Origin of the sequence: Streptomyces sp. NPDC057950, from assembly GCF_042887295.1 — a bacterium.
Taxonomy (GTDB): Bacteria; Actinomycetota; Actinomycetes; order Streptomycetales; family Streptomycetaceae; genus Streptomyces; species Streptomyces kaempferi.
Genome location: NZ_JBHVPP010000014.1, coordinates 217,243 through 233,157 on the forward strand (window position 1 = coordinate 217,243; position 15,915 = coordinate 233,157).

Annotated in this window: 14 protein-coding genes and 3 tRNA genes; 9 read left to right on the top strand and 8 right to left on the bottom strand. The window is 70.5% G+C overall.

Annotation, left to right across the window (positions count from 1 at the left end; genetic code table 11):
* The first annotated feature begins 116 nt into the window (after positions 1–116).
* Complete coding sequence (locus tag ACFVTC_RS23845) at positions 117–1,625, top strand: N,N-dimethylformamidase beta subunit family domain-containing protein (protein WP_390130096.1); 1,509 nt, start codon at positions 117–119, stop codon at positions 1,623–1,625.
* Positions 1,626–1,759: 134 nt separating this feature from the next.
* On the top strand, positions 1,760–2,659 hold the full coding sequence (locus ACFVTC_RS23850; protein ID WP_390130099.1) for a phosphoribosylaminoimidazolesuccinocarboxamide synthase: 900 nt from the start codon (positions 1,760–1,762) through the stop codon (positions 2,657–2,659).
* A 55-nt stretch (positions 2,660–2,714) separates the two neighbouring features.
* Here ACFVTC_RS23850 and ACFVTC_RS23855 read toward each other — a convergent pair.
* From ACFVTC_RS23855 to ACFVTC_RS23890, 8 genes are all read right to left on the bottom strand, one after another.
* A tRNA-Gly gene (locus tag ACFVTC_RS23855) sits at positions 2,715–2,790 on the bottom strand.
* Positions 2,791–2,812: 22 nt separating this feature from the next.
* Positions 2,813–3,487, bottom strand: a complete 675-nt coding sequence (locus ACFVTC_RS23860) for a response regulator (protein WP_390130101.1) — start codon at positions 3,485–3,487, stop codon at positions 2,813–2,815.
* On the bottom strand, positions 3,484–4,842 hold the full coding sequence (locus ACFVTC_RS23865; RefSeq protein WP_390130104.1) for a sensor histidine kinase: 1,359 nt from the start codon (positions 4,840–4,842) through the stop codon (positions 3,484–3,486). The genes ACFVTC_RS23860 and ACFVTC_RS23865 overlap by 4 nt, the downstream gene beginning before the upstream one ends.
* A 22-nt stretch (positions 4,843–4,864) precedes the next feature.
* Positions 4,865–5,662: an ABC transporter permease gene (locus tag ACFVTC_RS23870; protein ID WP_390130106.1), complete on the bottom strand. Its 798-nt coding sequence runs from the start codon at positions 5,660–5,662 to the stop codon at positions 4,865–4,867.
* Positions 5,659–6,663, bottom strand: a complete 1,005-nt coding sequence (locus tag ACFVTC_RS23875; protein WP_390130108.1) for an ABC transporter ATP-binding protein — start codon at positions 6,661–6,663, stop codon at positions 5,659–5,661. Before ACFVTC_RS23875 ends, ACFVTC_RS23870 begins: the two co-directional genes overlap by 4 nt.
* Before the next feature lie 237 nt (positions 6,664–6,900).
* Positions 6,901–6,976: transfer RNA gene (locus ACFVTC_RS23880), tRNA-Gly, on the bottom strand.
* A 67-nt stretch (positions 6,977–7,043) separates the two neighbouring features.
* Positions 7,044–7,115: transfer RNA gene (locus ACFVTC_RS23885), tRNA-Gly, on the bottom strand.
* 167 nt (positions 7,116–7,282) lie between these two features.
* Positions 7,283–7,600, bottom strand: a complete 318-nt coding sequence (locus ACFVTC_RS23890; RefSeq protein WP_266700146.1) for an Lsr2 family protein — start codon at positions 7,598–7,600, stop codon at positions 7,283–7,285.
* A 361-nt stretch (positions 7,601–7,961) separates the two neighbouring features.
* Between ACFVTC_RS23890 and purS the strand changes: the two genes are divergently transcribed.
* From purS to purM, 7 genes are all read left to right on the top strand, one after another.
* Positions 7,962–8,228, top strand: coding sequence for a phosphoribosylformylglycinamidine synthase subunit PurS (gene purS, locus ACFVTC_RS23895; protein WP_153289764.1), 267 nt, complete (start codon positions 7,962–7,964; stop codon positions 8,226–8,228).
* Complete coding sequence (purQ, locus tag ACFVTC_RS23900) at positions 8,225–8,905, top strand: phosphoribosylformylglycinamidine synthase subunit PurQ (protein ID WP_390130111.1); 681 nt, start codon at positions 8,225–8,227, stop codon at positions 8,903–8,905. Before purS ends, purQ begins: the two co-directional genes overlap by 4 nt.
* Positions 8,902–11,178 carry a phosphoribosylformylglycinamidine synthase subunit PurL gene (gene purL, locus ACFVTC_RS23905; RefSeq protein ID WP_390130114.1) on the top strand — a complete coding sequence of 759 codons (2,277 nt, stop codon included), beginning with the start codon at positions 8,902–8,904 and terminating at the stop codon, positions 11,176–11,178. The genes purQ and purL overlap by 4 nt, the downstream gene beginning before the upstream one ends.
* 101 nt (positions 11,179–11,279) lie before the next feature.
* A complete protein-coding gene (locus tag ACFVTC_RS23910) occupies positions 11,280–12,113 on the top strand; it encodes a sterol carrier family protein (RefSeq protein ID WP_390130115.1) in 834 nt (277 codons plus the stop codon).
* Between the two features lie 122 nt (positions 12,114–12,235).
* Positions 12,236–13,051 (top strand): META domain-containing protein, encoded by an 816-nt coding sequence (locus ACFVTC_RS23915; protein WP_390130117.1) that lies wholly within the window; start codon positions 12,236–12,238, stop codon positions 13,049–13,051.
* Between the two features lie 61 nt (positions 13,052–13,112).
* The gene (gene purF / locus ACFVTC_RS23920; protein ID WP_168528873.1) at positions 13,113–14,639 is read left to right on the top strand and encodes an amidophosphoribosyltransferase; all 1,527 of its coding nucleotides are present in this window, start codon (positions 13,113–13,115) and stop codon (positions 14,637–14,639) included.
* Between the two features lie 43 nt (positions 14,640–14,682).
* Positions 14,683–15,783: a phosphoribosylformylglycinamidine cyclo-ligase gene (gene purM / locus ACFVTC_RS23925; RefSeq protein ID WP_390130119.1), complete on the top strand. Its 1,101-nt coding sequence runs from the start codon at positions 14,683–14,685 to the stop codon at positions 15,781–15,783.
* Positions 15,784–15,915 lie beyond the last annotated feature (132 nt).

A 15,915-nucleotide genomic window follows, 5' to 3' on the forward strand; every position in this document is an offset into this window, starting at 1 on the left:
GTGACGGAGTGCGTGCGTAATGTGATGTGCTGGGACCGATCGCGCGCAGGGCAGAGGCTCGCGCGCAGAACAGGGACTTACAGAACCGACGGGGGCACCGAGGGAGGGGAGCAGGCATGGGATCGGAGCAGATCCGCCGCTGGGAGTCGGGAGCTCTCGCGCACGCCGTGACGGACCCCTTCGGACAGGGGCCCGTTCCCTGGCTCCGCGGCGACGAGCAGTACTTCGACGACACCGGGCACGTCGTCCCCTGGTACATCGACCACGCTCCGGGCGCCACCCTCCTGCGGGACGCCTCGAAGCCGGTGAAGGGTGCCATTCCGCAGCCCAGGATCGGCGGTCCCCGCTCCGCGGACGACGTGCACCGGCAGATCAAGGGCTTCGCCTCCAACGGCGCGGCCGCCCCGGGCGAGGCCATCGACTTCCACGTCACCGTCGACCCGCCGCAGGAATTCAGCGTCGACATCTACCGCATCGGGCACTACGGAGGCGACGGCGCCAGCAAGATCACCACCAGCCCCCGCCTCTCCGGGATCGTCCAGCCCCCGCCGCTCACCGCCGACAGAACCGTTTCCTGCCACCACTGGTGGCTGTCCTGGCGCCTGCAGATCCCGAGCTACTGGAACATCGGCGCGTACGTGGCCGTACTGACCACCGCCGACGGCTACCGCTCCCACGTCCCCTTCACGGTCCGCGACAACCACCCCGCCGACCTGCTGCTCCTGCTCCCGGACGTCACCTGGCAGGCGTACAACCTCTACCCGGAGGACGGCCGAACGGGCGCCAGCCTGTATCACGCGTGGGACGAGAGCGGCCGGCTCCTCGGCGAGGCGGACGCGGCGACGACGGTCTCCTTCGACCGCCCGTACGCCGGCGCGGGCCTCCCCCTGCACGTCGGCCACGCCTACGACTTCATCCGCTGGGCCGAGCGCTACGGCTACGACCTCGCCTACGCCGACGCCCGCGACCTGCACGCCGGCCGCGTCGACCCCACCCGATACCGCGGCCTGGTCTTCCCGGGCCACGACGAATACTGGTCGCCGGCCATGCGCCGCACCGCGGAACTCGCCAGCGCACACGGCACCTCGCTGGTCTTCCTCTCCGCCAACACCATGTACTGGCAGGTCGAGTTGGGTCCCTCACCGTCCGGTGTCGCGGACCGTCTGCTGACCTGCCGCAAACGCAGGGGCCCCGGAAAGCCGTCGCTGTGGCGGGAGATCGACCGGCCCGAGCAGCAGCTCATCGGCATCCAGTACGCGGGCCGGGTCCCCGACCCCCACCCCCTGGTCGTGCGCAACTCCGACCACTGGCTGTGGGACGCCACCGGCGCGCACGAGGGCGACGAACTCGAGGGCATGGTCGCGGGCGAGGCCGACCGCTACTTCCCCCGGGCCCCGCTGCCGGAGCACCACGGCCGCATCCTTCTCGCCCACTCCCCGTACCGGGACAGCGAGGGCGCCGTCCGCCACCAGGAGACCTCCCTCTACCGGGCGCCCTCCGGCGCGCTGGTCTTCGCATCCGGGACGTTCGCCTGGTCCCCGGCCCTGGACCGGCCGGGCCACGTCGACACCCGTGTCCAGCGGGCCACGGCCAACCTGCTCGACCGCATCTGCAAACGCGACTGAGCAGGCGGCTCGGCGCGCACCCGCCGCGCACCCCGTGCGGTACCTCCCCGCGCCCGTCCGGGCACCCCGTGGCCGGAGCCGCTCCCCGCATACGGGAGAATCGAGCCACTTGGACAGAAATACGGGGAGGAACCGTGTCCGGATTCGTCGAAAAGCCCGAGCCCCTCCAGGTTCCGGGTCTGGTGCACCTGCACACCGGCAAGGTGCGCGACCTGTACCGGAACGAGGCGGGCGACCTCGTGATGATCGCCAGTGACCGACTTTCCGCCTACGACTGGGTGCTGCCCACCGAGATCCCCGACAAGGGCCGGGTCCTCACCCAGCTCTCCCTGTGGTGGTTCGACAAGCTCGCCGACCTGGTCCCTCATCACGTCCTGAGCACCGAACTCCCGCCCGGTGCCCCCGCCGACTGGGCCGGCCGCACCCTGATCTGCAAGTCGCTGCGGATGGTCCCGGTCGAGTGCGTCGCACGCGGTTACCTCACCGGTTCCGGACTGGTGGAGTACGAGGCCTCCCGCACGGTCTGCGGTCTCGCCCTCCCGGAGGGGCTCGTCGACGGCTCGGAACTCCCCGCGCCGATCTTCACGCCCGCCGCCAAGGCCGAGGTCGGTGAGCACGACGAGAACGTCTCCTACGAGGAGGTCGCCCGCCAGGTGGGCGCCGAGGCCGCGGCCCGGCTGCGCCAGACGACCCTCGCCGTCTACGGCCGCGCCCGCGACATCGCGCGTGAACGCGGGATCATCCTCGCCGACACCAAGTTCGAGTTCGGCTACGAGGACGGGACCCTCGTCCTGGCCGACGAGGTGCTGACCCCGGACTCGTCCCGTTTCTGGCCGGCCGACGCGTGGGAGCCGGGCCGTGCCCAGCCGTCCTTCGACAAGCAGTTCGTCCGCGACTGGCTGACGTCCGGCGAGTCGGGCTGGGACCGCAGGAGCGAACAGCCGCCGCCCGCGCTCCCGGCGCATGTCGTGGAGGCGACCAGCGCCAAGTACATCGAGGCGTTCGAGCGGCTGACCGGTACCAGCTGGAGCTGAAGGCGCCGACGAGCACACGAAGAAGCCCCCGGCCTGAGGCCGGGGGCTTCTTCACTGGAGCGGACGACCAGGTTCGAACTGGCGACCTCAACCTTGGCAAGGTTGCGCTCTACCAACTGAGCTACGTCCGCACGCGCTGTGGTGCGAGAGCAACTATACCCAACCTCGCTGCCGTGCGAGACGCACCGCCGCGTGGCGGTTCTCCGCGCCGAGTTTGGAGACGGCGGACGACAGATAGTTCCGTACCGTCCCCTGTGACAGCGCGGCCCGCTCCGCGATCTCCGCGACGGGCGCCCCGTCGGCGGCGAACTCGAGGACCTCGGCCTCCCGCGCGGTCAGCGGGGAGTCCCCGGCGGAGATCGCGTCGGCGGCCAACTCCGGGTCAACGTAACGGTTTCCCGCGTGCACGGTGCGGATGATCTCGGCGAGCCGTCGCGCGCTGACCGTCTTCGGGACAAAGCCGCGTACACCTGCCGCGAGCGCCCGCTTCAGATGGCCGGGCCGCCCGTGACTCGTCACGATCAGCACCCGGCAGCCGGGCAGTTCGGCGCGCAGCGATGTGGCCACGCTCACACCGTCGGCCCCTGGCATCTGGAGATCGAGCACGGCGACGTCGGGAGCGTGCGCCCGTGCCATCGCCAGCGCCTCGGGTCCGGTCGCCGCCTCGGCGACCACCACGAGATCGTCCTCCAGCGCCAGCAGCGCGGCGAGCGCTCCCCGGATCAGATGCTCGTCGTCGGCGAGCAGCAGACGCACGGGTGGTGCGGGTGGTGCGGGTGGTGCGGGCGGTACGGGTGATGCGGGTGAGGGGGAAGGTACGTGCGTCATGGTCTGACCTCGTTCGCTCCAGGCGGCACGGGTACCGCCGACGGATACGGCTCGGACGGATCCGCCTGCAGGGGATCGGCCTCCGACGGATGCGGCACCGGCCGCTCCGCCATCGGCCGCTCCGGCATCGGTATCTCGGCCGTCAGACGGAACGTGCCGCCGTCGGCCGGTCCGGCCAGCAAGGTGCCGTCCAGTTGGGCCAGCCGCTCCCGCAGGCCCACGAGCCCGGTGCCCCCGCCCGGCCCGGAGCCTTTTCCCGCTCCGGGGCCGGCGGCGACCGTGTCCGGTACCCCGTCGTTCTCCACCGTGAGGGTGACCTTCCCGTCCGCCACCCGCAGGGAGACCCCGCACCGCCGCGCGTCCCCGTGCCGCAGCACGTTCGTGGTCGCTTCCCGTACGACCCAGCCGAGCGCCGACTGAACCCGCGCGGGAAGTCCCGGCGCGGAACCGGTCACCTCGCAGGCGATGCCGGCGGCCGTCAGCACACCCTGGGCGCCCGCGAGTTCGACGGTGAGGTCGGCCTCGCGGTAGCCGCGTACGACCTCGCGCACCTCGCGCTGGGATTCCCGGGCGATCCGCTGCACCTCGGTCATCTGGTCCACGGCCTCGGGCCGCCCGCGCCGGGCCAGCTGGACGGCGAGTTCGCTCTTCAGCGCGATCACCGCGAGGTTCCGGCCCATCACGTCGTGCAGATCGCGTCCGAAGCGCAGCCGTTCCTCGGCGACCGCGAGGCGGGCCCGGGTCTCGCGGGCCGCGTCGAGTTCGTACACGGCGTTGAGCAGCCAGACGGAGAAGGCGGCCGTGAAGGCGAGGAATCCGGCGGTGAGCAGGACCGTGCCGGTGATGATCAGCGTGGCGGGGCCGGGGAAGCCCAGCGGGAACGACGCCGCTCCGGCACCCACCGTCGCGCCGACCACCACGTGCGCCATCCGGCGTCGGTCCCGCGTGCCGAGGGCGAGAGTCCCGGTGCCGAAGGCGATGACGCCGACGAACATCGAGGCGCCCAGGCGCACCTCGTCGTCGGTCGCCGGACGCCAGTCCGTGCCCGAGAGGGTGAGGGCGACCACGGCCACCAGAGCGGTGGTGACCGCCAGCGCGGTCAGCATCCGCCGGGGGCGGTCACGGGTGCCGCGGGTCCAGTCCAGCGTCCTCGACGCGGTCACCGCGCAGAGCGCGGAGTGCCCGCACACCAGCGGGAACAGGCACCAGGACAGCGTGTCGGGCACGTTCGCGAACAGGGGCAGTCCGATCGTGGCGATCTCGATCAGGGCGAAGAAGTGGAACGACCACCGCGTGTAGGTCTCGACCTTCGCCGGCGTGCTCTTGCCCCGCCACCAGCCACCCGGCCTGCTCATGCCGACCTCCGCAGGTCCGTGGTCACCGCCGCGGCTCCCAGCGGAACCACCGCCGTACAGCAAACACCGCGAACACGATCCAGGCCACCGCCGTCCCGACGGCGCCCACGGTGTCGTGCGCGGACAGGCCGCCGGTCCAGCCGCCGCGGACCAGGGTGATCACCGGGGTGAGGGGCAGCAGTTCACAGGCCGAGGCCAGCGCGCCGGGCATCACCTGGAGGGGAACGAAGGTGCCCGAACCGAGCAGGGACAGCAGCATCAGGGGCATGGCGGCCACCTGGGCGCCTTCCACACTCCTGCTGAGGCTCGCGGTGACGGCCGCGAGCGGAGGCCACATGGCCAGGCCCAGGAGCAGGCCGAGGACGGCGAGATGGGGGGCTTGGGGTGCCCCGACGTCCAGCAGGGCGGTACACGCGACGGTCAGGGCCAGGCACTGTACGAGACCGATCGCGACCGAGGGCAGGGCCGCGCCCGCGAGGATCTCCGCGTCCCGCGGCTCCCCGGTGCGCAGCCGCTTGAGGACGAGCTCCTCGCGGCGTGCCGCGTACACGCTCACCAGCGAGCTGTAGACCGCGAAGAGGAGGGAGAAGCCGACGGAGGACGGCAGGACGACCGAGCCGGCCGAGAGTCCGGTGCCCTTCAGATCCATCTGGCCGACGGTCGAGCGCAGGCTGAACGGCAGGGCCAGCGGCACGAACACGGCGGCGGCGAGCGTCGCCTTCGTACGGCTCAGGAGGGTCAGCTCGGCGCGCGCCAGCGCCGCCATCCGTCCCGCCGCGGTGGTGCCCGTACGGGGGCCGGTCACGGTCGTCGCGCTCATGCCACGGCCTCCTTCTCCGTCGTCGTCCCCGTTGCACGGTCACCGGAACCGGCCCCGGAGTCCGCGTCGGCACCGGCGGCGTCCCGCGCGATCCGCAGGAACGCCTCCTCCAGTGAGGCCGACCGCACGTCGAGTGCCCGCAGTTCGACCTGTTCGTCCCGGGCCCACAGCAGCAGCCCGGTCGCGGTCCGCTGGAGTTCGGCGGTACGCAGCCTCACGGTGCGGCCCACCGTCTCGTGGCCGCTCACGCCGAGCGCGGCGAGCGGTGGGAGGTCCCCGGGGAAGTAGCCGGCGGGCAGTTCGAAGGAGATCCGGGACGGCTGGGACGCGGTCACCTCGGCGGGGGTGCCGGAGGCCGCGATGCGTCCTTCGTGGAGGACCGCGAGCCGGTCGGCCAGTTGCTCCGCCTCCTCGAGGTAGTGCGTGGTCAGCAGGACGGTCGTGCCGGTTTCGCGCAGTTCCCTTACCAACTCCCAGGTCTCCCGGCGTCCTTCGGCGTCCAGCCCGGTCGTCGGTTCGTCGAGGAAGAGGACCTCGGGGCGGCCGAGGAGGGCGAGCGCCAGGTCCAGGCGCCGCTTCTCGCCTCCGGACAGCTGCTTCACCCGTACGCGGGACCGCCGGGTGAGCCCCACCAGGTCCAGTGCCTCGGCCGTGGGCCGGGCTCCGCTGGTGCAGCCCGCCCACATCCGTACGGTCTCCGCGACCGTCAGTTCGGAGGGGAAGCCGCCTTCCTGCAGCATCACGCCGATCCGGGGCCGGACGGCGGCGCGCTCCTGGTAGGGATCGTGCCCGAGGACCCGGACGCGTCCGCCGGCCGGCGGGGCGAGGCCTTCGAGCAGCTCGACCGTGGAGGTCTTGCCCGCGCCGTTCGTTCCCAGCAGGGCGAAGAGCTCACCGCGGCCCACGGAGAAGGTGACTCCGCGCACGGCTTCGAAATCTCCCCCGTACACGCGCCGCAGATCGGTGACCTCAATCACGTCATCGTGCTCGTTCGTGTTCATGGAATCAGCGTCCCCGGGGACCGGACGCGGCAGCAGTGCGCGGTGTCATGACTCCGCATGACAAATGTCAGACGCCCGCGTGCCGGTGCGTTCCCGCCGGGGTCAACCGACACACGCCTTCGGCACGTGCGTCAGTGGTGCGACGGACCACGAGCGGGGTGGAGAGGCGGGCGGGACGGGATACGAGCGTGGGCATACGAGAAAGGCCCCGGTCGACTGACCGGGGCCTTTGCCTGCTGGAGCGGACGACCAGGTTCGAACTGGCGACCTCAACCTTGGCAAGGTTGCGCTCTACCAACTGAGCTACGTCCGCATTTGCCCCCGACCGGCTTTCACCGATCGGTGCGAGCACCACCTTACCTGATCGGTAAGGGCTGCAGAGCGGGTGACAGGAATTGCACACTGCGCCTTCCCCCTGGAAGGGGGATGTTCTGCTACTGAACTACACCCGCGTGACTCCTCGGGGTTCGGGCCTTTCGGCCTTGCCCCTCGGCGTGTTCCAGACTCTAGCTGATCTCCTGGGGGTCTGCGCAAGTCGGTTGACGCCAAGGCCCGCTGACGGCCCCTCGCGGGCGCCCCCGGCGGTGGGGGCGCCCCGGAGCGGAGGCGAGCGCGGGCCTCAGTGCGCTTCGGCGAAGGCCTCGTAGACCTTCTTCGGGATGCGGCCGCGCGGCGGCACGTCCAGCTTGTTGGAGCGTGCCCAGGCGCGGACGGCGGCCGGGTCGGGCGTCAACGCGGTGTGCGTGTAGGCCTTCCCGGACTTCGACTGCTTGCGGCCGGCCTCGACGTAGGGGGCGAGGACCTTACGCAGTTTCTTGGCATTGGTTGGATTGAGGTCGATCTCGTACGACTTGCCGTCGAGTCCGAAGGCGATCGTTTCCGCCGCTTCCGAGCCGTCGATGTCGTCGAAGAGAGTGACCACGACACGCTGCGCCACGAATATCGGTCCCTTCGCGCGGCACCTCTGCGATCACACCCCATGACGTGCGCGGACGTCACGGAGTTGTCGGGGAGATGCCGACTGTCCGGCTGTTATTGGGCAAAGTATCGGCTATTGCCAATTCCTTTGTACAGTGCCGGGCATTGCATTGTGAAGCCCGACTAAATCCTTCCGCGTGTCAGGAGGCAATGGGGTCCCACCGTTCTTCTGCGGTTTTTCCCAGGATTTTCCGTGCAGGCCCCCGCGTCGATGCGGGATCGTGATCGGGGTCACGTAGGATTCTACAAATCTACGCGGGTAGAAATTTTGTACGGGTAGTCTGAAGGGACCTGCTCAGCACCACACACCGGGAGTGCCAGTGGCACGCGTCGTAGTCGACGTCATGCTCAAGCCGGAGATCCTCGACCCCCAGGGCCAGGCGGTGCAGCGTGCACTGCCGCGTCTCGGTTTCGAAGGCGTCTCCGACGTACGTCAGGGAAAGCGATTCGAACTGGAAGTGGACGGACCGGTCGACGACGCCGCGCTCGCCCGCATCCACGAACTGGCGGAATCCTTCCTCGCCAACACCGTGATCGAGGACTTCACCGTGAAGGTGGAGGACGAGAAGGTGGAGGCAGGAAAGTGACCGCTCGTATTGGAGTCGTCACTTTTCCGGGCAGCCTCGACGACCGTGACACCCAGCGCGCCATCCGGCTCGCGGGCGCCGAACCCGTCGCCCTCTGGCACAAGGACAAGGACCTCAAGCAGGTCGACGCCGTGGTGCTGCCCGGCGGTTTCTCGTACGGGGACTATCTGCGGGCCGGCGCCATCTCGCGCTTCTCGCCCGTGATGGAGACCGTGATCGGGCAGGCCAAGGCCGGAATGCCGGTTCTCGGCATCTGCAACGGCTTCCAGGTCCTCACCGAGGCGCACCTGCTCCCCGGCGCGATGCTCGGCAACAACCACCTCCACTTCATCTGCCGTGACCAGAAGCTGCGGGTGGAGAACGCGGAGACCTCCTGGACCGCCGACTACGCGTCCGGCCAGGAGATCCACATCCCGCTGAAGAACATGGACGGGCGGTACGTCGCCGACGAGCGCACGCTCGACATGCTGGAGGCGGAGGGCCGGGTCGCGTTCCGCTACGTGGACGTCAACCCGAACGGCTCGCAGCGCGACATCGCCGGCATCACGAACGAGGCGGGCAACGTCGTCGGTCTGATGCCGCACCCGGAGCACGCCGTCGAGCCCCTCGTCGGCTCCGGCCGCACCGACGGCCTCCCCTTCTTCACCTCGATCCTCAAGAAGCTGGTCACCGCATGAGCCGCACGCCTCTGGACACGGTCGAGAACGCGGCCGCGACCCCCGACGTCGAGCTGCCCTGGGCCGAACTGGGCCTGAAGAAGGACGAGTACGAGCGCGTCGTCGAGATCCTCGGCCGCCGCCCGACCGGCGCCGAGCTGGCCATGTACTCCGTGATGTGGTCCGAGCACTGCTCGTACAAGTCCTCGAAGGTGCACCTGCGCCAGTTCGGCGAGAAGGCCCCGCAGTCCGACGCGCTCCTCGTGGGCATCGGCGAGAACGCCGGTGTCGTCGACGTCGGCCAGGGCTACGCCGTCACCTTCAAGGTCGAGTCGCACAACCACCCGTCGTACGTCGAGCCCTACCAGGGCGCGGCCACCGGCGTCGGCGGCATCGTGCGCGACATCATCGCGATGGGCGCCCGCCCGGTCGCCGTCGTCGACCCGCTGCGGTTCGGCGCGGCCGACCACCCCGACACCAAGCGCGTCCTGCCGGGCGTCGTCGCGGGCATCGGCGGCTACGGCAACTGCCTGGGCCTGCCGAACATCGGCGGCGAGGTCGTCTTCGACTCCTGCTACCAGGGCAACCCCCTCGTCAACGCGGGTGCCATCGGCGTCATGCGGCACGAGGACATCCACCTCGCCAAGGCGTCCGGCGCGGGCAACAAGGTCATCCTCTACGGGGCCCGCACCGGCGGCGACGGCATCGGCGGCGCCTCCATCCTGGCCTCCGAGACCTTCGACGACGCCAAGCCCTCGAAGCGCCCGGCCGTCCAGGTCGGCGACCCCTTCCAGGAGAAGCTCCTCATCGAGTGCACCCTGGAGGCCTTCGCCGAGAAGCTGGTCGTCGGCATCCAGGACCTCGGCGCGGCCGGACTGTCCTGCGCCACCTCCGAGCTCGCCTCGAACGGCTCCGGCGGCATGCGCGTGACCCTGGACGACGTACCCCTGCGGGACTCGACGCTCTCTCCCGAGGAAATCCTCATGAGCGAGTCGCAGGAGCGCATGTGCGCGGTCGTCGAACCGGAGAAGGTCGCCCGGTTCCTGGAGATCTGCGACAAGTGGGACGTCATCGCCACCGTCATCGGTGAGGTCACCGACGGCGACCGGCTGGAGATCTACTGGCACGGCGGCAAGATCGTCGACGTAGACCCGCGCACGGTCGCGCACGACGGCCCGGTCTACGAGCGCCCCTACGCCCGCCCCGAGTGGCAGGACGCCCTCCAGGCCGACGACGCGAACAAGCTGCCGCGTCCGGCGACCGGCGAGGAGCTCAAGGACCAGGTCCTCAAGCTCGTGAGCTCCCCCAACCAGGCCTCCAAGTCCTGGATCACCTCGCAGTACGACCACTTCGTGCAGGGCAACACGGTGCTGGCGCAGCCCGAGGACTCGGGCATGATCCGCGTCGACGAGGAGACCGGACTCGGCGTCGCCATCGCCACGGACGGCAACGGCAGGTACGCGAAGCTCGACCCGTACACGGGTGCGCAGCTCGCGCTCGCCGAGGCCTACCGCAACGTCGCGACGACCGGTGCGAAGCCGCTCGCCGTCTCCGACTGCCTGAACTTCGGCTCGCCGGAGGACCCGGCCGTCATGTGGCAGTTCGCCGAGGCCGTCCGCGGTCTCGCCGACGGCTGCCTGCAGCTGGGCACCCCGGTGACCGGCGGCAACGTCTCGCTCTACAACCAGACGGGCGAGGCCGCCATCCACCCGACCCCGGTCGTGGCCGTGCTGGGCGTCATCGACGACGTCGCCCGCCGCACGCCGGTCGCCTTCCAGGAAGAGGGACAGCTCCTCTACCTGCTCGGCGACACCCGTGAGGAATTCGGCGGTTCGGCCTGGTCGCAGGTCATTCACGACCACCTCGGCGGGCTGCCTCCGCGGGTCGACCTGGAGCGCGAGCGGCTGCTCGGCGAGATCCTCATCTCCGCCTCCCGCGACGGCATGATCGACGCCGCGCACGACCTGTCCGACGGCGGTCTGATCCAGGCCGTGGTCGAATCGGCGCTGCTCGGCGGCAAGGGCGCACGGCTGATCGTGCCCGACGGGCTCGACGCCTTCACCTTCCTCTTCTCGGAGTCGGCGGGCCGCGCGGTCGTCGCCGTCCCGCGCTCGGAGGAGCTCCGCTTCAACGACATGTGCGGTGCGCGGGGCCTGCCCGTCACCCGTATCGGTGTCGTGGACGGGACCGAGTCCGACGCGACCGCGGTGGTCGAGGTGCAGGGCGAGTTCGCGCTCCCGCTGACGGAGCTGCGCACGGCGCACGAGGGGACGATCCCGGCGCTCCTCGCGTAGCACCGCGAGCCGTACGTGCGTCAAGGCCCCGCCCGGGGAAGGGAATTCCGGGCGGGGCCTTCGCACGCGTCGGCGTGCGCCCACCGCCTACCCTGGGGATCATGCCTCCGGCCAGGAAACGCACCCGCACCTACGACCCCGTCAAGACGCGCGCGGCGGTGCTCGCGCAGTTCGCGCACGTACGCGACGGCGTACGCGACCTCGACGAGGAGCGGCTGGCGCGGACCTCGGGCCTCGGGGACTGGAGTGTGCGGGAACTGGCCGCCCACATCACGATGGCCCTGGAGAACGTCAGCCGGAACCTCGACCTGCCGGAACCCGCCGTCAGGGAGGTCGCCCTGCTCGACTGGCCGTTCGCCACCGCCGGGCGGGCGGCCGACATCGCCGACGGCACGCGCCGCCTGGCAGCGGACCACCCCGACCTCGACGCGCTCTACGCCCGCACAGGGGAGCGGTACGCCGAGCGACTGGCCACCGCGCCCGACGGCCGGCTGATCGCCACGCTCCCCCGGACGCCCGGCTCCGACCGGGCGGCCGGGGCCCCCACCGGCGCCATGACCCTCACCGACTACCTCGTCACCCGCACGGTGGAACTCGTCGTGCACACCGACGACCTGAACCGCGCCGCCGGGACGGACATCCCCTTCGACCGCCAGGCCCTGGCCGGCTGCACCCGGCTGCTGGCCGACGCGCTCGCCGTGAAGGCGCCCGGCGCGTCGACGGAGGTGCGGATCCCGCCGTACGCCGTCGTGCAGTGCGTGGAGGGCCCCCGGCACACCCGGGGCACGCCGCCGAACGTCGTCGAGACGGACCCGCTGACCTGGATCCGGCTCGCGACGGGACGCGTGGACTGGCGGACGGCGCTGGACGAGGCCAAGGTCGGCGCGAGCGGGGAGCGGGCGGATCTCGCCTCGCTCCTGCCGCTCATGGGCTGACCCGCGCCCGCGCCACCGGAGCGGCCCGCGCGTACGCCGCGAGGCGATCCGGGCGCGACACCGACGGGCCCGCGCGGCCGGCCGGAGGGAACCGACCACCCCACCCGCCCCGTCCCATCGCCATGGACAAGCAGCGACTGACCCTCAGCGTCCTGACCCTGCTTCCGCTCGCCGTGGCCTGCGGCACCGAGACGCCGGGCGGTGACCCCGCCGGGACGCGCGCGTCGTCCGTCACCGCGGCGCACGCCACCGGCGTCACCGGCGTCCACTGGACCGTCGACAGCCTCACCGTCGACGGGAGGACCGCCCGCTCGCCCGGCGGCGCCTACCTGCGGATCGACCGGGACGGCCGTGTCAGCGGCAACCTCGGCTGCAACGGATTCGGTTCGACCGCCACCGTCAAGGACGACCACGTCGACTTCGGCGACGTCCGGATGACGGAGATGGCCTGCGGGAAGACCCCGATGGCCTTCGAGAGGAGCCTGGCCCGCGTCGTCGCCCGGGACACGTTCACCACCGCGGTCAAGGGCGACGAACTCACCCTCACCACCCGCGACGGCGACCGGATCGACCTCACCGAGGAGGCGGACGTCCCGCTCCACGGCACCAAGTGGACCATCACGTCCGTCGGCGTCGGCGACGTCGCCCGGCCCGTGCCCGCGGGAGCCGCGGCGTACTTCGTCCTGGACCGGCGCCGGGGGACACTTTCCGGCCGCCTCGGCTGCAACACCGTCTCCGCGAAAGCCACCGTCCGCGACGGACATATCACCCTCGGCGCAGCCAGGACCACCCGGATGGTGTGCGACGCCTCACTCATGAGCACCGAGCACGCCCTGCTGGGCCTCTTCGACGGCACGGTCGACTACGTGCTGGATCACCGTAGTATCGCTCTGACCAGCACAAACGGCACGCACGTGACCGCGACCGCCGACAAGTGAGCCGCGGCGGCCCCGTATCCCCAATTCGGACCAGTGGTCGATCTCGCCTACACTCGGACCCGTGCCACGTGGTGACGGTCGACTCAATCATGATCTGCTCCCCGGCGAGAAAGGCCCCCAGGACGCTTGCGGCGTCTTCGGAGTCTGGGCCCCCGGTGAAGAGGTCGCCAAGCTCACTTACTTCGGGCTCTACGCCCTCCAGCATCGAGGCCAGGAATCCGCGGGTATCGCGGTCAGCAACGGCTCTCAGATCCTCGTCTTCAAGGACATGGGCCTTGTGTCCCAGGTCTTCGACGAGACCTCGCTCGGTTCGCTCCAGGGTCATATCGCGGTCGGTCACGCCCGCTACTCGACCACCGGTGCCTCCGTATGGGAGAACGCCCAGCCGACGTTCCGTGCCACCGCGCACGGCTCCATCGCGCTCGGCCACAACGGCAACCTGGTCAACACGGCGCAGCTCGCCGAGATGGTCGCCGACCTTCCCAAGCAGGACGGCCGCACCACCCGGGTGGCCGCCACCAACGACACCGACCTGCTCACCGCGCTGCTCGCGGCCCAGGTCGACGACGACGGCAAGCCACTGACCGTGGAAGAGGCCTCCGCGAAGGTCCTCCCGCAGGTCAAGGGCGCCTTCAGCCTCGTCTTCATGAACGAGCACACTCTGTACGCGGCCCGTGACCCGCAGGGCATCCGTCCGCTGGTCCTCGGCCGGCTGGAGCGCGGTTGGGTGGTGGCCTCCGAGTCCGCCGCCCTCGACATCTGCGGTGCCGCCTACGTCCGCGAGATCGAGCCGGGCGAGTTCGTCGCCATCGACGAGAACGGCCTGCGCACCTCGCGATTCGCGGAAGCGAAGCCCAAGGGCTGTGTCTTCGAGTACGTGTACCTGGCCCGCCCGGACACGGACATCGCCGGCCGGAACGTGTACCTGTCCCGTGTCGAGATGGGCCGCAAGCTCGCCAAGGAAGCCCCCGCGGAGGCTGATCTGGTGATAGCGACTCCGGAGTCCGGGACGCCCGCCGCGATCGGTTACGCGGAGGCCAGCGGAATCCCGTTCGGCGCGGGTCTGGTCAAGAACGCGTACGTCGGCCGGACCTTCATCCAGCCCTCGCAGACCATCCGGCAGCTGGGCATCCGCCTGAAACTGAACCCCCTGAAGGAAGTCATCAAGGGGAAGCGGCTGGTCGTCGTCGACGACTCGATCGTCCGCGGCAACACCCAGCGCGCCCTGGTGCGCATGCTCCGCGAGGCCGGCGCGGCCGAGGTCCACATCCGGATCTCCTCCCCGCCCGTGAAGTGGCCCTGCTTCTTCGGCATCGACTTCGCGACCCGCGCCGAGCTGATCGCCAACGGCATGACCATCGAGGAGATCGGCACGTCCCTCGGCGCCGACTCCCTCTCGTACATCTCTCTCGACGGCATGATCGAGGCCACCACCATCGACAAGCCGAACCTGTGCCGGGCCTGCTTCGACGGTGAGTACCCGATGGAGCTTCCCGACCCCGAACTGCTCGGCAAGCAGCTCCTGGAGACCGAGCTGGCCGCGGGTCCCGCAGCCACGGCCGCGGCTGACGCCATCCGTCGCCCGTAAGTGCCGCAGAGCCCCGTTTCACCCAACCGAAAGATCCCAGGCAATGTCTTCTGTCTCTGATCAGTCATCTCCGGCGACGGGCAGCCCCTCCGGTGCTTCCTACGCGGCGGCCGGCGTCGACATCGAAGCCGGCGACCGCGCCGTGGAGCTGATGAAGGAGTGGGTGAAGAAGACGCAGCGCCCCGAGGTCCTCGGCGGCCTCGGCGGCTTCGCCGGCCTCTTCGACGCCTCCGCCCTCAAGCGGTACGAGCGTCCGCTGCTCGCCTCCGCCACGGACGGTGTGGGCACCAAGGTCGACCTGGCCCGGCAGCTCGGCGTGTACGACTCCATCGGCCACGACCTGGTCGCGATGGTCATGGACGACATCGTGGTGTGCGGCGCCGAGCCGCTCTTCATGACCGACTACATCTGCGTCGGCAAGGTCCACCCCGAGCGTGTCGCGGCCATCGTGAAGGGCATCGCCGAGGGCTGCGTCCTCGCGGGCTGCGCCCTGGTGGGCGGCGAGACGGCCGAACACCCGGGTCTGCTGGGTCCTGACGACTTCGACGTCGCGGGCGCCGGTACGGGCGTGGTCGAGGCCGACCGGCTGCTCGGGGCGGATCGTATCCGCACGGGTGACGCGGTGATCGCCATGGCGGCCTCCGGGCTTCACTCGAACGGGTACTCCCTCGTCCGGCACGTCCTCTTCGAGCGGGCGAACCTCAGCCTCGACCAGCACGTCGAGGAGTTCGGCCGTACGCTCGGCGAGGAGCTGCTGGAGCCCACCAAGATCTACTCGCTGGACTGTCTGGCACTCACCCGGACCACCGAGGTGCACGCCTTCAGTCACATCACCGGCGGCGGGCTCGCGGCGAACCTCGCCCGGGTGATCCCGGACGGCCTGCACGCGATCGTCGACCGCGAGACCTGGACCCCGGCCCCGGTCTTCGACCTGGTCGGCCGGACCGGCGAGGTCGAGCGGCTGGAGCTGGAGAAGACGCTGAACATGGGCGTGGGCATGATCGCGATCGTCCCGGAGGAATCGGCGGACGCGGCGCTCGCCACCCTCGGGGACCGCGGCGTGGACGCCTGGATCGCCGGTGAGATCACCGAGCGCGGCGAGCACCCGACGGGCGCGGCCCTGATCGGCGACTACGCGAACTGATGCCCTCGGGCAGCACAGAACCCGGTCCGGCGCTGACGCCCCGGACCGGGTGAAGTGCGGTTGTTGTGCGAATTCTGCTTGTCATGAGAATTCTGCCGACAGAACCCGCCGACGGAGAACCGCCGGCGAAGA

Coding starts and splice junctions, on each gene's coding strand:
- ACFVTC_RS23845 (WP_390130096.1), top strand. CDS start 117: ATGGGATCGGAGCAGATCCGCCGCTGGGAGTCGGGAGCTCTCGCGCAC.
- ACFVTC_RS23860 (WP_390130101.1), bottom strand. CDS start 3,487: ATGACGCACGTACCTTCCCCCTCACCCGCATCACCCGTACCGCCCGCA.
- ACFVTC_RS23865 (WP_390130104.1), bottom strand. CDS start 4,842: ATGAGCAGGCCGGGTGGCTGGTGGCGGGGCAAGAGCACGCCGGCGAAG.
- ACFVTC_RS23870 (WP_390130106.1), bottom strand. CDS start 5,662: ATGAGCGCGACGACCGTGACCGGCCCCCGTACGGGCACCACCGCGGCG.
- ACFVTC_RS23875 (WP_390130108.1), bottom strand. CDS start 6,663: ATGAACACGAACGAGCACGATGACGTGATTGAGGTCACCGATCTGCGG.
- purL (WP_390130114.1), top strand. CDS start 8,902: ATGAGCCGCACGCCTCTGGACACGGTCGAGAACGCGGCCGCGACCCCC.
- ACFVTC_RS23910 (WP_390130115.1), top strand. CDS start 11,280: ATGCCTCCGGCCAGGAAACGCACCCGCACCTACGACCCCGTCAAGACG.
- ACFVTC_RS23915 (WP_390130117.1), top strand. CDS start 12,236: ATGGACAAGCAGCGACTGACCCTCAGCGTCCTGACCCTGCTTCCGCTC.
- purM (WP_390130119.1), top strand. CDS start 14,683: ATGTCTTCTGTCTCTGATCAGTCATCTCCGGCGACGGGCAGCCCCTCC.